This is a genomic window from Meiothermus cerbereus DSM 11376, from assembly GCF_000620065.1.
Classification (GTDB): Bacteria; Deinococcota; Deinococci; order Deinococcales; family Thermaceae; genus Meiothermus; species Meiothermus cerbereus.
The window spans coordinates 55358-70464 of record NZ_JHVI01000017.1 but is presented as its reverse complement, the minus strand read 5'-3'; the positions used below and the strand labels follow the sequence as shown (position 1 = coordinate 70464).

Sequence of the window (15107 nt, the reverse complement as noted above, 5' to 3'; positions counted from 1 at the left end):
ACAGAAGTGTCGGCGCTCAGCGCCAGAAAACTGCTTCTGTTCTAGAAAAATCGCAAAAAATCGGGGATGGGCGCTTTTTGCAGTAAAATCTGAAGTAGCACCGAGTCTGGGTGAACATTCACCGCTGTAGGGGGTTGTTCATCCCGAGCAAAGGGACGATCCCCTTCGAGACGGAGTGTGCTCCGTGCACCAACGGGAGTGTACTGGGCTTCACGATATACATCAAATGAGGGGTTGGAAGAGTATCTCTGTGAAGCCGGTATTATTGTATGCCCCACAACTCGATTCGGCTGATGGGCAGGCCCCAGGCCAGGCTGGGTTCTGAGGTGTTGTTATTCCTCCAGGACAAGCGCTACTTGCTGCTGTCCTACCTGGCCTTTTGCGGCGACTGGGTGAGCCGCGAGCACCTGGCCTGCTTGTTTTGGTTGGACTCGGACAGCACCAGCGCCCGTAAAAACCTGCGCCACCTGCTTTCGCGGGTGCGGGCGCTGGAGTGGCAGCCCGGGCTCGAGACCCAGCAGGAGTACCTGCGCTGGCAGGTAGACACCGATGTGGCTGCGTTTACTCGAGCCTGTGCCCAGTCCAACTGGGCCGCCGCCGTACAGACCTTTGGGGGCGAGCTGTTGCAGGGCTTTAGCGCCGACGACACCCCAGAGTTTGCTGCCTGGCTCGAGACCGAGCGCGAGCACCTGAGCCAGCGTTGGCGCGGGACGGTCTTTCAGCAAAGCGTTGCGCTTGAGCAAAGCGGCCAAACCGGCCAGAGCCTAGAGCTGCTGCAAACCCTGCTGGAGTCCAACCCCCTCGACGAGGAAGCCCTCGAGCGCTACATGCAAATGGCCGCTCACCTGGGAGAGACCCGCATAGCCCTTCGCGCCTACGAGCGCTTTTCCGAGCTGCTGCACAAGGAGCTAAACCTGCCGCCTACCCTGGGCCTCGAGCGCCTGGCCGAGTCCATTCGGCAAAAAAGCCAGACCCTGGCAGGCCCACCCCCTCCTCCGCCAATCCCCCACGTTCCAGTGGCCCCCATGCCCTTTGTGGGGCGCGACCTCGAGCTTGCCGAGATCGCCGAGGCCCTGCAACAGCCCGACTGCCGCCTGCTCACGCTGAGCGGCCCTGGGGGGGTGGGCAAGTCGCGCATGGCCCTGCAAACGGTGCTCGAGCACGCCGTCCACTTCCCCGAGGGGGCCCACTTTGTGACGCTCGACTCGCTGGAGACCCCCGAACAAATCCCGCTGCGTATCGCCGAGACCCTGCGGCTCCCCCTGCAAGGCCCCGACCCCCCGCTGGCCCAGCTCGAGCGCCATATTGGCCAGCGGGCCATGCTTTTGGTGCTGGACAACTACGAACACCTGCTCGAGGGGGCCGGCCTTGCCCTCCGGCTGCTGGAAGCCTGCCCCCGGCTGCACCTGCTGGTCACCTCGCGCGAGCGGCTCAACCTGCACAGCGAGGGGGTGATTCAGGTACGGGGGCTTGCGCTACCCGAAGGGCCTGTGTCCCTGCTCGAGGCCCAGCACTACGACGCGGTGCGGCTGTTTGTGCTGCGGGCCCAGCAGGTGCGGCCCGATTTTGCCCTGAACCCCCAGAACCTGCCGCTGGTGCTCGAGGTCTGCCGCCGGGTGGAGGGGTTTCCGCTGGCGCTCGAGCTGGCCGCGGCCTGGGTACGCACCCTGCCGCTGGAAGAGATTGTGCAGGAGGTGGGCAGCCCCGAGCTGATGGTCAGCCAGAGCCGCGATACCCAGCCGCGCCACCGCAGCATGGAGGCGGTGTTCGAGCACTCCTGGCGGCTTTTGACCCCAGCCGAACAAACCGCCCTGCAGCGGCTGTCGGTCTTCTTCGGTGGTTTTCGCGCCGAAGCCGTGAAGCAGGTCAGCAGCACGCCCTTGCCCGTGCTGGCCGCGCTGGTGGACAAGTCGCTGCTGCGCCTGACCCCCACAGGCCGCTACGACCGCCACGCCCTGCTCTACCAGTACATGCAACAAAGGCTGGCCGAGCATCCCCTGGAGGAGCAGGAAACCCGCAGCAAGCACAGCCTGTACTACCTGCGCTACTTGAGTCGCGCCCTGAAAGAAATTCGCGGCCCCGAACCCAAACCCACGCTCCTGGCCCTGGAAGAAGAGCTGGGCAACCTGCGGCTGTCCTGGAGCTGGGCGCTGGAGATGGGGCGTTTTCAGGCCATCAAGGATGCCGCCGAAGCCCTGATGCGCTTCCTGGACGCGCGGGGGCGCTACCAGGAGGGCATCGAGATGTTTGAGGAAGCCCGCCAGGCGCTGGGCTCGAGCCGTCCGCAGCAGTCGGCTGCGCTGGGCTGTGTGCTGGTGTTTTTGGGCAAGTTCCAGCAGCGCCTGCGCCAGCAGGAGGAGGCCGCGCAAACCACCCAGCAGGGCCTGGATTTGCTGCGAAGCCATCTTGTTCCAGACCCAGAGCCGCAAATCTGGGGCCTGGGCACGCTGCGGGCGGTGGCCAACGCCCAGGGCCAGAACCAAGCCGCCCTGGCCCACGGCCTGCTGGCCCTGAAGATGGCCCGCGAGATGGCCAGCCCCCGCCTGGTTGCGGTCTGTTCGGGCTGGGTCGCCATCTCTGAAGACGTGCTGGGCCAGCATGGCCAAGCCATTGGCCACTACCGCGAGGCCATTTTTCTCTTCAAGCAACAGGGAAACCGCATCGGCGCCCTCCACAACACCTCCAGCCTGGGAAAGCTGCTGATAGACCTGGGTCGCTTTGAGGAGGCGCTTCCGCTGCTGCAAGAGGCCCTGCAGGAGTGCCAGACCAGCGGCGAGCTGATGGTCTGGGGCGAGACCCTGATGTATCTGGGCCGCTGTTATCTGATGCTGGGGCGGCTCGAGCCCGCCTGGGAATGCGCCCAGGGTGCGCTGCAACTGGCGACCCAGCACCCCGCACAGTACGACGAGGTGTGGCTGTACAACCTGCTGGGCCAGGTCGCCAGCGCCCGGGGCCAGCCTGCTGAGGCCCTGCGCTTTTTTCGAATGGCCCTGGGCCAGGCCTGGCAGGCCCAGCAGGTACCCGCGCTGCTCCAGGTGCTGTGTGGCTGGGCCACCACGCTAGAGGCCGAAAGCCTCGAGGCTGCAAAAGCCTTGCGGCTCGTGGCTGAACACCCCCAGGCCTTTGCGGCCGACAGGGCAAGAGCCCAGGCTTTGTTGCACGGGGCTTCCGAAGGCGAGAGTCCAACCCTCGAGCAGGTAGTAGGGCATTTTTTAGAGCACTCTTCATAAACATTGGGCCTGTGAAGAGTGCGATATATCGCTAGCGCCAGACCCCAGGAGGTATTATACCGGATTCAAAAAGATAATCTTCAAACAAAAAGCGCTAAGAGGCTATCTTTTTGAATCCTAGAGCACTCCCTTCGGTCGGGTTAGTTCGTCACCATTCGGTGACGAACTAACCGAATCTGGTATTAAATGTCTTTGATTTGTTCTTTTTGTTGGGGCCCCCACCTGAAGCTGCGCTAGGAGCTGCCCTTGCATCCGGTCGGCTTTGACCTGCCCTAAACAGGAAGCTTCAGGTGGGGTTCATATTAGTGGGCTTTGCTCAGCTCGGCCAGCTGGGCATACAGGCGCTCTTCTTCGGGGCTGGGGTGGGTCGGAATGGTCACGCGAACCTCGGCGTACTGATCCCCCCGGCTTTTGTCTTTGCGCGGCCAGCCTTTGCCGGTCAGGCGCAGCTTGCGTCCGGTTTGGGTTCGCTTGGGAATGGTGATTTCTACCGGGCCGTCGAGGGTCTGCACCCGCACCTTGCCCCCTACCACCGCAATGGGTGCCGGCACGTCCACAACGGTGTAGATGTCGTCGCCCTCCAGGCGCATATCGGGCCTGGATTGCAGCTTGACGTTCAGGTACAGGTCGCCCCCCGCACGCCCTTTTCCGGCCAGACGAATCTTCTGGCCATCCCGCACCCCCGCTGGAATGCGCACGGTCAGGCGCTCAGAACCAATGGAAATGGTTTTTTCGCCGCCCTTGTAGGCCTCCTCGAGGCCCAGGGGTAGTTCGGCCTCGAGGTCGCTGGCCACCCGCGAACCCCGGCCGCGGCGCGGAGCCTGCTCAAACAGGTCGCCAAAGCCAGCAAAGCCGCCCTGAACGCCGGTGCCGCCCAGGTTGCCAAAGAGCTGCTGGAAGAAGTCGGAGAAATCCCCTACATTCCCGCTAAAGCCCCCAAATCCACCCTGGCCTGGCGGGGGGCCCTGCCAGCCTGCACTACCGGCATCTGTGCCGTAGGTGTCGTAGTAGCGGCGCTTTTCCGGGTCGGACAGAACCGTGTAGGCTTCGTTAATCTCTTTAAACTTCTCTTCGGCCCCCGGCTCTTTGCTCACATCCGGGTGATACTTGCGAGCCAGCTTCTTAAACGCCTTCTTTATCTCGTCTTCGGAGGCGTTTTTAGAAACTCCAAGGATATTGTAATAGTCTTTGTAGGCCATAGTCTCACCTTTGCGAGTAAAGCTCGGGCTCGAGGGCCGAAAACCAGGGGCTAACTGCTTTCAGCACCCGGTTTCTGGTCTTCAGCCCCCTCGGGCTTAGCACCGTTGCCAACCACCACCCGCGCAGGCCGCACCAGCAGGTCGCCATACTTGAAGCCCTGCTGGTAGACGTGCACCACCTTGCCCTCTTCGCCCTCTACGGCTCCGATGGCCTCGTGGTAGCGCGGGTCAAACTCGGCGCCCGCCCCCGGCACCGGCTCGACACCGAGGCTTTTGAGGTTACGGGCAAAGTTTTCCAGCACGCTCCTGACACCCGGAATCAGATCTTCGGGCTTCACGCTGGCAAAACCCAAAGCCCGCTCGAGGTCGTCCAGGGTTCCCAAAAGTGCCCGTACGGCATCGAACCTACCGCTGCGTTGGGCGGCTTCAAGCTCGTGCAGCATGCGCTTCTTGTAGTTTTCAAAGTCGGCGTACAGGCGCAGGAATTTGTTCTTGGAGGCCTCGAGCTCCGCCTTCAAAAACTCCACTTCGCCCTTGAGGCGCTCCACTTCGGGTATATCGTTTTGTACCTCTGGGGATTCGACCGCAGTCTCTTTGTTCTCCATACATCGCACCTCTGTAATACCGGATTCAAAAAGATACTCTTCAAACGAAAAACATCAAGGGGCTATCTTTTTGAATCCTAGAGCACTCCCTTCGGTCGGGTTAGTTCGTCACCGTTCGGTGACGAACTAACCGAATCTGGTATAAAGGGCCGAAGGTGGGGCGCAGGGTACGGCTCAGCCAGCCTTCCCCCCACCCCACCTTCTGCGGCTTAGTCAGCCGGTTTGTAGTCGGCATCAATCACGTCATCGGACTTGGGGGTGCTGCCCTGGGCCTGGCTACCTGCACCCACTGCCGAAGCCTGCTCGTAGGCCTGCAGCGCCGCCAGCAACTCCTCGGTAGCCTGGCGCAACTCAGCGTCGGAACCGTCGGTATCCACCAGGGACTTGGCCTTGCTCACAGCGGCCTCGAGGCGGCTCTTGGCCTCGGGGGTGCTTTCCTTCTCGCTCATCACCCGCTCAGCCTGGATGCGCGCGGTATCAAGGTTGTTCTTGAGTTCAGCGTGCTCTTTACGTTTGCGGTCGGCTTCGGCGTTGGCCTCGGCTTCCTTGACCATCCGCTCGATCTCCTGCTCGGAGAGGGTGGTGGTGTTCTGGATGGTGATGGAAGCTTCCTTACCGCTGGACTTCTCTTTAGCAGTTACGTGCAAGATGCCGTTGGCGTCAATATCGAAGGTGACTTCAATTTGGGGCATGCCAGCAGGCATGGGCGGGATGCCGTCCAGGCGGAAGCGGCCCAGGCTCTTGTTGTCGGCGGCCATGGGGCGCTCACCCTGCAGCACGTGGATCTCCACCGAGGGCTGGTTGTGCTCGGCGGTGGTGAAGATTTCCGACTTGCGGGTCGGCACGGTGGTGTTGCGTGGAATCAGCACCGTGCAGACTCCACCTTTGGTTTCCACACCCAGCGAGAGCGGGGTTACGTCCAGCAGCACCACATCTTCCACCTGCCCGGTCAGCACACCGGCCTGCACCGCAGCACCCAGGGCCACCACCTCGTCGGGGTTGACGCTGCGGTTGGGCTCCTTGCCCAGCATCTCTTTCACAATCTGCTGCACCGCCGGCACACGGGTAGAACCACCCACCAGCAGCACCTCGTCAATCTGGCTGGCATTCAGGCCCGCATCGCGCAGGGCTTGCTCCACCGGACCGCGAATTTTCTTCAGCAGGGGCTGAATCAGCTCCTCGAACTTGGCCCGGGTGAGCTTACGCTCGAGGTGCAAAGGGGTCTTGGAGACCGGGTCGAGGCCGATGAAGGGCAGGCTGATGGTGGTCTCGGTCACCGCCGAGAGCTCAATTTTGGCCTTCTCGGCTGCCTCAATCAGGCGCTGCAGGGCCTGCCGGTCGGCCTTTAGATCCACCCCGCCCGACTCCTTCTTGAACTCCTCGGCCAGCCAGTTCACGATTGTGTGGTCAAAGTCGGAGCCACCCAGGTGGGTATCCCCCGCAGTCGATTTGACTTCAAAAACACCATCGCCAATCTCCAGCACCGTCACATCGAAGGTACCGCCCCCCAGGTCGAAGACCAGCACGGTCTCGTGGCCTTTCTTATCCAGCCCGTAAGCCAGTGCGGCGGCAGTGGGCTCGTTGACGATGCGCAAGACCTCGAGGCCGGCAATCTTACCCGCGTTGGCGGTGGCCTCGCGCTGGGCGTTGTTGAAGTAGGCCGGTACGGTAATGACCGCCTTGGTAATCTTCTCGCCCAGCTTCTTAGAGGCGTCATCTACCAGCTTGCGCAGAATCATGGCCGATATTTCTTCGGGGGTGTACAGCTTGCCTGCAATGTCTACCCGAACCCCACCGTCGGGGCCCTTAACCACCTTATAGGGCACCCGCTTGGCTTCATCCTGCACCTCTTCCCACCGGCGCCCAATGAAGCGCTTAATCTCGAACACGGTGCCCTCGGGGTTAAGCACGGCCTGGCGACGGGCCACCCGGCCTACCAGCTGGTCGTTCCCCTTGTAGGCCACCACACTTGGGGTGGTGCGCTCGCCTTCGGCGTTTTCCAGCACCACCGGGCTACCACCTTCCATGATGGCGATTACGCTATTGGTCGTTCCTAAGTCAATTCCTACGGCTTTTGCCATATATCCTCCAATGGCCGCACTAAGCACGGCTCACTTACTAAATATGATAGCTTCTATTAGAGTTATAGTCAATAGAGTTGAGTCTACCATTATCAAGTTTGTCAGCCCGTGGAACCTATCCCATCAGGCCAGGGTTGCCATAACTCGGCCACGAAAGTAACCCTGATCCATTCTCGAGGGCATATCCGATACCTTAGACAACACAGTTCTTTTAACTACCTTTGTACCCGCGAATCAGTGTACGCTAAAAAAACAATGAACCGCCTGCCGCTCAACTTATGGTTTATCTTACTTGCTGCTATTGTGATTGCCTGGGCCTTTAGCCTGACCGCCAATCAGCAGCCCGCCAATCAGGTGGCCTATACCACTTTTCTTAACGAAATTGACCAGGGTCGGGTAGCTAAAATTGCGGTAGATGGACGGCAGCTAAGCATAACCCGCCGGGAAGACGGCGACCAGTACATCACCTTTGCGCCAGGCCCGGTTGACACCAGCACCATTCGCGAATGGGGAGAAAAGAAAATCCAGGTAGAGATTGCTGCACCCAAACGAGAAAATCCCTTGCTTGGCTTCCTTGTTCCGCTTTTGCTCATCGGTTTATTAATAGGCATTTTCATCTTCTTTTCCCGCAACCGTGGCCCTTCGGGCGACAACGCCTTTAGCTTCACCAAGAGCCGGGCCAAGGTGCTGACCGAAGCACCCAAAACCAGCTTTAAAGACGTGGCCGGGTGCGAGGAGGCCAAAGAGGAACTCAAAGAAATCGTGGAGTTTCTCAAAGCCCCGGGCCGCTTTCACGAGATGGGGGCCCGCATCCCCAAAGGGGTGCTGCTGGTTGGACCGCCGGGCTCAGGCAAAACCCACATTGCGCGGGCGGTGGCGGGTGAGGCCAAAGTGCCCTTTATCGCCGCTTCGGGCTCGGACTTTGTAGAGATGTTCGTGGGGGTGGGGGCAGCCCGGGTACGCGACCTGTTCGAGACCGCCAAACGCCACGCCCCCTGCATCATCTTTATCGATGAGATTGACGCCGTGGGCCGCCGACGTGGGGGCGGAATGGGGGGCGGCAACGACGAGCGCGAGCAGACCCTCAACCAGCTCCTGGTTGAGCTCGACGGCTTCGAGAAAGATACCAGCATCATCATTATGGCCGCCACCAACCGCCCCGACGTGCTCGACCCCGCCCTCTTGCGGCCAGGCCGCTTCGACCGTCAGGTGGCTATAGACGCCCCCGATGTGCGGGGCCGCGAACAAATCCTCAAGATTCACGCCAAGGGCAAGCCTCTGGCCGAAGACGTGGATCTGGCCCTGCTGGCCAAGCGCACCCCTGGGTTTGTGGGGGCCGATCTGGAGAACCTGCTCAACGAGGCCGCCCTGCTGGCCGCCCGCGATGGCCGCAAGAAAATCACCATGAAAGACCTGGAAGAAGCCGCCGACCGGGTGGTGATGGGCCCGGCCAAAAAGAGCATGGTGATTACCCAAAAAGACCGCGAGGTAACCGCCTACCACGAGGCCGGACACGCCCTGGCCGCGCACTTCCTCGAGCATGCCGACAATGTGCACAAGGTAACCATTGTGCCGCGGGGTCGGGCCATGGGCTTTATGATGCCCAGCCGCCAGGACACCCTGCACTGGAGCAAAAAGCGCCTGACCGACCAGATCGCCGTGGCCCTGGCGGGCCGGGTGGCCGAGGAGCTGATTTTCGACGACGTAACCACCGGTGCCGAGAACGACTTCCGTCAGGCCACCGACCTGGCCCGGCGCATGATTACCGAGTGGGGTATGCACCCCGACTTTGGCATGGTGGCCTATCAGGTGCGCGAGGACACCTACCTGGGCGGCTACGACACCCGGCAGTACTCCGAAGACACCGCCCGGCGCATTGACGAGGCCGTGCAAAAACTACTGCAAGAGCAGCACGACCGGATACTGCACCTGCTCACCGAGAAAAGAGAGGTGCTCGAGCGGGTGGCGCGGGTGCTGCTCGAGCGCGAGACCCTGAATGCCGAGGAGTTTGTGCGGGTGGTGGAAGGCCAGGAGCTGGAAAGCCTCGAGGCCTCCGGCGAACCCCCCAAAGACAAAGAAGAAAAAGAGCCCCCGCGGGTTGTGCCCAAGATCAAGCCCAACCTGGGCGGGGCCTGATGCCCTGGCAAAGGTCTGGGCTTTTTTGGGTAAGCTGTCAGCGTGCGCGGCTACTGGGAACAACCTTACGCCAGTGAGTTCGAGGCCCGGGTGGTGCGGGCCTGGAGCATAGGCGGGCAGCACTACGCGGTGCTCGACCACACCCTCTTTTACCCCACCTCGGGCGGCCAGGCCTGCGATACTGGCAGCCTGGGGGGGGTGGCGGTGCTGGAGGTGCTCGAGGAAGCCAAGGCCAGCGGCAACATCATTCACCGCCTGGAAAGCCCCCTCTCCGAAGGGCAGAGCGTGGTGGGCAAGCTCGACTGGGCCCGGCGTTACCGGCACATGCAGCGCCACACTGCCGAACACATGCTAGGCCAGGCTTTTTTGCGGGCCGCGGGCTGGAACGTGGTGGCGGTCAACATGAGCAGTCCGGTCTGCACCATGGACTTTGATGGCGAGCCCAGCGAGGCCGTGGTTCGGCAAGCCGAGGCCCTGGCCAACTGGGCAGTGTATGCCAATACGGTGGTTCGCTCCTATTTCATCGAAGATAAAGATATTCCAGACCACGGCCTGCGCCGCGCTCCCAAGGTGACTGGAACCATCCGGGTGGTGGAGATAGAAGGCTGGGACAAAGTGGCCTGCGGCGGCCTGCACGTGGCCCGCACGGGCGAAGCCGGCCCCATCAAAATAACCCGCTTCGAGCGCTACAAAGGCGGCACACGCATCTACTTTGTGGCGGGCTGGGAGGCCCTCGAGCTTTTCGACCAGGAGCACCGCCTGCTGGCCCGCCTGGGCGAGAAGTTTAGCTCGAGTCCCCTTGAACTGGAAAAGCCCATCGGCAACCTACGCGAGGAGTGGTACAGGGTACGGGCCGAAAACACCGCCCTCAAAGACGAGCTGGCCGAGCGCATCATGCGCGAGCTGCTGGCTGAGTTCCCCAGCCTGACCATGGCCGCCCAGGTTCCCCACACGGTGCTGGAGATGGTGGGCAAGCGCCTGGCCGAGTGGCCGGGGGTACTGGCCCTGCTGGTTGCCCAGGCCGAGGACAAAGCCCGCTACGTACTGCTCAAACACCCCACCCGCTCTGAGGACCTGCAAGCCATCTGGGAGCAAGCCCTAAAACCCCTGGGGGCCAGGGGCGGGGGGGCTCTGGTCAAGCTGGGGGTGCTGCCCCTGGCCGCACTGCCCAAAGCCCTCGAGGCCTTCAAAGCCATCGCGCAGTGAAGCCAGAGCACCCCTCTTCAGGGCTCGAGGCTCACTTTTGGCATGACCCGCCGCAGGGGTTCGGGCAGCCACCAGTTCCACCGCCCTGCCAGCACCAGCACCGCCGGCACCAGCACCAGACGTACCAGGGTGGCGTCGAGCAAGACCGCAAAAGCCAGGCCCAGGCCAATGGTCTTGTTGGCCACCACCTGCCCAAAAACAAAAGCCGAGAACGCAATAATCATGATCAGGGCCGCGCTGGTAATCACCCCCGCGGTGCGCTCCAGGGCATAGCGCACAGCCTGAGGGGTGTCCATGCCGGCCAGGTGGGCCTCCTGCACGCGGGAAAGCAGAAAGATTTCGTAGTCCATCGAGAGGCCGAAGATCACTGCAAAAAGCACAATGGGCAGCGAGCTATCTATGCCCCCCACATCGGTCGGGGCCCCCACCAGCCCAGCCCCCCAGCCCTCCTGGAAGATAAGGGTAATCAGGCCGTAGGCCGCCCCCACCGTGAGGGTGTTCATCAGGATGGACTTGATGGGAATCACCAGGCTGCGGAAAGCAGCCGCCAGCAGGACAAAGGTCGCCACAAAAACCGTCCCGATGGCCGCAGGCATGGCCCCCACCAGGGCCTGGGTAAACTCCATCGAACCCACCGGCGCACCCCCCAGCAGCACTTGCTGGAAGCCGGCGCTTCTGGCTTCCTGTTTGAGCCTTGCGTACCAGTCGGGGATATCGGGCGCACGAACAGCGTCCCGGGGGATAACAGTCAGGCGCAGGTAGCGGCGGTTGTGGCTGATGTACTGGCTGGATAGGCCCACCAGCTCGGCAAATCCGCCCTGGGCCTCTTGCCGCCCAGCCAGAAAGGGTGAGATCACCAGCCGCACCTCGGGCCAGGCTGAGATGCGGGCCTCGAGGTCGCGCCAGCGGGCCCGGTTTTCCGGGGTGAAACCCTCCTGGCCCAGGTCGAGCAGCACCTCGAAAGCATCCAAGGCCCCGCCCAGCTCGAGCTGCCGGATGAGCTCGAGGCCCTTGCGCGACTCCACATTAGGCCCCAGCCCAAAAGCACCGGTATAGCCCAGCTTCATCTGGGTCATCGGCCAGGCCAGCGCCAAAAGCAGCCCGGCCACCCCAAACGACCACATCCAGGGGTGCCGCGTCACCTTCCCGGCCCAGCGGCCCCAGAAGGGGCTGGCCTGGCCGCTGCTGGTAGCCCGGAAAGACCAGCGGCGCGGTGAGTTAACCCGTTCGCCCAGCAACGAAAGGATGGCCGGAAGCAGGGTAATCGAGGCCAGCACCGTCAGGGCAATGGACATTACCCCACCCACCCCCATCGAACGAATAAAGGTCAGGTCGGGCACCAGCAGGGCCCCCATGGCAATGGCCACCACCAGCCCGCTCGAGGCCACCGTCCGCCCGGCGGTTCGGGCGGTGATGGCTGCTGCAGCCTGCGCCGAACGGCCAGAAGCCAGCTCCTCGCGAAAGCGGTTGACCATCAAAAGGGCGTAGTCGATTCCCGCCCCCAGGGCCAGCATGGTAATCACCGAAAGAGCAAAACTGCTGACCTCGCCAAACTGCGTCAGAAAATACAGGCAGGCCAAACCCGTGGTGATGGCCACCACCCCCACCATCAGGGGTAGCCCGCTGGCCACCAGGGCCCCAAAGGCCAGCAGCAAGACCAGCCCGGTCAGGGGAAGGGCCATTAGTTCGCTGCGCTTGACATCGGCTTCCAGCAAATGCAAAAAGTCTTTGGTAACGGCGGTAGCCCCCGTCACATAAAAGCGAATTTCGGGGGTCTGGGCTGCACGGGCCTCGCGCCGCAGGGCCTCAATCACGGCCTCTCCGTCTTCCAGACGGGTATCCAGAAGGGTTGCGGTCACTTTGCCGTCGGCGCTTTTTTGCTGCAAAGGGCTGGGTGCGTCGTAGCGGCTCAAGCGGACTACACCCTCGAGCCCCGCTATCCTGGCAATTAATTGGTTGTACGCCTGGCGAAAACGGGGATCGCTTTCGGGCAGGCTGGATTCGCTTACCAGCACCGTGCGGTCAACCCAAGGTAGAGCAAAGTCCTCGGCCAGAAGCTTTATCACCTTCTGGGCTTCGCTGTTTTTCACATCGCTGGCATTGGCCACCAGACCTTGCGGGGCCAGGCGGGCCGCAGGTACGGCCAGCAGCACCAGCGCAACCCATACCAGAATGACCTGAACAGGGTAGCGGGTAACCAGTTGAGCAAGACGGGCAAACATATCAGCAAAAACTTGCTCAATATGCTCTTTTCTTCACAAGAAGACAAGGGTGAAAACTGCAATTGTTCGGTTTGCCCTAGCAGCCTATCCGCACCCCAGTAAAACACTCGGTGCTGCAGCAAGAGCCCCCGCAGGCCCCTGTGCCCTGCCTTTGGGTTTCTCGTCTCCACACCCAGGTGTACGCTGCCTGGCCTGCGGCGCAATACAGCAACTGTCGTACCGGATACTCGAGGGAATCGCTCCCAGGGGTCATACTATACCTCGATGGATTTGATTGTAGCTGCGCTGCTGCTGGGCCTGGTGTTCTATTTTCTCTTCCGGGTGTTGCGGGGGGTGCTGCCAGCAGGCTTTAGCGCCCGGTTCGGCCCGCGCAGTATGCGGCTGCTGCACAGGCCCGAAAGGTGCCCTATCTGCAAAGATGTGCTCAACCCCTCCGAAGCCGCCGCCTTGCGCCAGGGCAGGCGAAAATGCCCCGAAATGGCCCGCTGCCCCTATCAGCGAAACCGCTGGTTAAACTGAGCCGATTCGACAAAAAAGCCAGGTGGTGTCCACCTGGCAAAGTAGTTTCTCCAGAGTTGAAATGCAAGCTACTGTTCCGAAAGATCGCTTTAGGAATTGCGCCAGGCACGCATATACTCATTCCGCGGGGTTTTGCCAATCTACCCTGGCGCAACGACAGCAAAAGGCTTTATGAAACCGGCGTGACGGCAGCAGTGTCTTGCTCGCCAGTGCGAATGCGGTAGACCTTTTCTACTGGCAGCACGAAAATTTTGCCGTCACCCACTTCGCCAGTACGCGCCCCCTCCATAATGGCCCGCACCGTTGGCTCCACGAAGTGATCCGAGACGCCGATTTCCAGCCGCACCTTCTCCGAAAGCTCCATCTTGACGGTAGTACCCCGGTAGGTCTCGACCCGCTCAGTCTCGCCACCGTGGCCCTGTACCCGGCTAATCGACAGGCCCCGCACCTCGGCTTTAAAGAGGGCTTCCAGAACATCGTTGAGCTTCTCGCTGCGGACGATAGCAACAATCAATTTCACGATACCCTCCTTAGTCGGTACCACCCGCAGGCTTGGGCCTGGCCACTGGCACAGGGGTTTCGCTCTTAAGCAAAATTGCGCCCTCGCCACTGGTGTAGGCCTCTTCGCCGTGCTGGGTGATGTCCATACCCACCCCTTCTTCCTTGGCTGCGGCCTTGAGCGGAATAATGGCCCCCACCAACTTCAGCAGCACAAAGGTCATGGCAGCGCTGAAAACCACCGCGATTAGCACAGCAAAAGCCTGAATCAGCACCTGAGCGGGATTGCCAGCAATTAAGCCGTCAAACAAACCGTTGACCGATTTCTGCGCAAAAACCCCGGTCAGGATGGCACCGGTGATGCCACCCACACCGTGAGCGGCGAACACATCGAGCGAGTCGTCCAGGCCGCTCCTGGCCCGCCACAGCAGCACGTAGTAGCTCGGGAAAGCCCCAATCGCACCCATCGCCAGGGCAAAGAGGGGTGAGACAAAAGCAGCCGCAGGGGTTATCACCACCAGGCCCACCACAATGGCGGTGGCCAGACCCACAGCGGTCACGCGGCCTGTGCGTCCAAGGTCGATCAGCGACCAGGCCACAATGGTAGCCGCCGGAGCCAGAATGGTGTTGGTCAGGGCCAGGCCAGCGGTTGCGCTGGCCGCCCAGGCGCTGCCGGCATTAAAACCGAACCAGCCGAACCACAACAAGGCCGCTCCCAGAAGCACAAAGGGCACGTTGTGGGGCAGGATGGCCTGCCGCCCAAAGTCTTTACGGGCCCCCAGTACCAGGGCTGCTACTAAGGCGGCGATCCCCGAGTTGATGTGCACCACCGTACCGCCGGCAAAGTCCCACGCCCCCAGGTCGGCCAGGAAGCCGCCGCCCCAGACCCACTTGGCAAGGGGGGCATAAACGAAGAGGCTCCACAGGGTGATGAACAGTAAAAAGGCCGGGAAGCGCATCCGCTCTACCACCGCGCCCGAAATAAGGGCAGCCGTGATGATGGCAAAAGTACCCTGGAAGATCATCCAGAGCATGTGGGGGATGCTGATATCCGCGATGGCCCCTTTATTCTCCAGGCCGACGTTGTTCAGGAACAAGTAGCGCAGGTCGCCGATAAAGTTGCCCTCACCTGAGAGCGCCAGGGTATAGCCCAGCAAAGCCCAGGCAACCGCCACGAAGCCCAGCGCCGAGAAGCTCATCATCATGGTGTTGAGCGCGTTCTTGGAGCGCACCAGCCCCCCATAAAAGAAAGCCAGCGCGGGGGTCATCAGCAGCACCAGGCCGGTAGCCACCAGCATCCAGGCGGTATCGGCAGCGCTGAACTCGAGGTCCTCGGCAAAAGCCAGACTTCCTAGCAGGGCCAGTAGAAACAACGGTATTCGAAGGTTTTTCATCAACCCTTCACCTCCTG

General features: G+C 61.7%; 10 protein-coding genes. 4 read left to right on the top strand and 6 right to left on the bottom strand.

Annotated elements, in window-relative coordinates; genetic code table 11:
* Positions 1-269: 269 nt before the first annotated feature.
* Positions 270-3230, top strand: a complete 2961-nt coding sequence (locus Q355_RS0108135; protein WP_027877346.1) for an ATP-binding protein — start codon at positions 270-272, stop codon at positions 3228-3230.
* 302 nt (positions 3231-3532) lie between these two features.
* On the opposite strand, the gene Q355_RS0108130 is transcribed toward Q355_RS0108135, so the two are convergent.
* From Q355_RS0108130 to dnaK, 3 genes are all read right to left on the bottom strand, one after another.
* Positions 3533-4429: a DnaJ C-terminal domain-containing protein gene (locus Q355_RS0108130; RefSeq protein ID WP_027877345.1), complete on the bottom strand. Its 897-nt coding sequence runs from the start codon at positions 4427-4429 to the stop codon at positions 3533-3535.
* A 50-nt stretch (positions 4430-4479) separates the two neighbouring features.
* Positions 4480-5034, bottom strand: a complete 555-nt coding sequence (locus Q355_RS0108125; protein WP_027877344.1) for a nucleotide exchange factor GrpE — start codon at positions 5032-5034, stop codon at positions 4480-4482.
* Positions 5035-5243: 209 nt separating this feature from the next.
* Entirely contained in the window at positions 5244-7115 is a 1872-nt protein-coding gene (dnaK, locus tag Q355_RS0108120) for a molecular chaperone DnaK (RefSeq protein ID WP_027877343.1), read from the bottom strand.
* 255 nt (positions 7116-7370) lie between these two features.
* On the opposite strand from dnaK, the gene ftsH reads away from it, so the two are divergent.
* Together ftsH and Q355_RS0108110 are read left to right on the top strand one after the other, a co-directional pair.
* On the top strand, positions 7371-9251 hold the full coding sequence (ftsH, locus tag Q355_RS0108115; RefSeq protein WP_027877342.1) for an ATP-dependent zinc metalloprotease FtsH: 1881 nt from the start codon (positions 7371-7373) through the stop codon (positions 9249-9251).
* Between the two features lie 42 nt (positions 9252-9293).
* Positions 9294-10457, top strand: a complete 1164-nt coding sequence (locus Q355_RS0108110; protein WP_027877341.1) for an alanyl-tRNA editing protein — start codon at positions 9294-9296, stop codon at positions 10455-10457.
* A gap of 17 nt (positions 10458-10474) precedes the next feature.
* Here the strand turns inward: Q355_RS0108110 and Q355_RS0108105 are convergent, their stop codons facing one another.
* On the bottom strand, positions 10475-12679 hold the full coding sequence (locus Q355_RS0108105) for an MMPL family transporter (protein WP_027877340.1): 2205 nt from the start codon (positions 12677-12679) through the stop codon (positions 10475-10477).
* A gap of 264 nt (positions 12680-12943) precedes the next feature.
* Here Q355_RS0108105 and Q355_RS0108100 point away from each other — a divergent pair, with 264 nt between their 5' ends.
* Positions 12944-13198: a hypothetical protein gene (locus tag Q355_RS0108100; RefSeq protein WP_027877339.1), complete on the top strand. Its 255-nt coding sequence runs from the start codon at positions 12944-12946 to the stop codon at positions 13196-13198.
* Positions 13199-13367: 169 nt separating this feature from the next.
* Here Q355_RS0108100 and Q355_RS0108095 read toward each other — a convergent pair whose 3' ends face one another.
* Together Q355_RS0108095 and Q355_RS0108090 are read right to left on the bottom strand one after the other, a co-directional pair.
* Complete coding sequence (locus tag Q355_RS0108095; protein ID WP_027877338.1) at positions 13368-13718, bottom strand: P-II family nitrogen regulator; 351 nt, start codon at positions 13716-13718, stop codon at positions 13368-13370.
* Positions 13719-13728: 10 nt separating this feature from the next.
* On the bottom strand, positions 13729-15090 hold the full coding sequence (locus Q355_RS0108090; RefSeq protein WP_027877337.1) for an ammonium transporter: 1362 nt from the start codon (positions 15088-15090) through the stop codon (positions 13729-13731).
* Positions 15091-15107 lie beyond the last annotated feature (17 nt).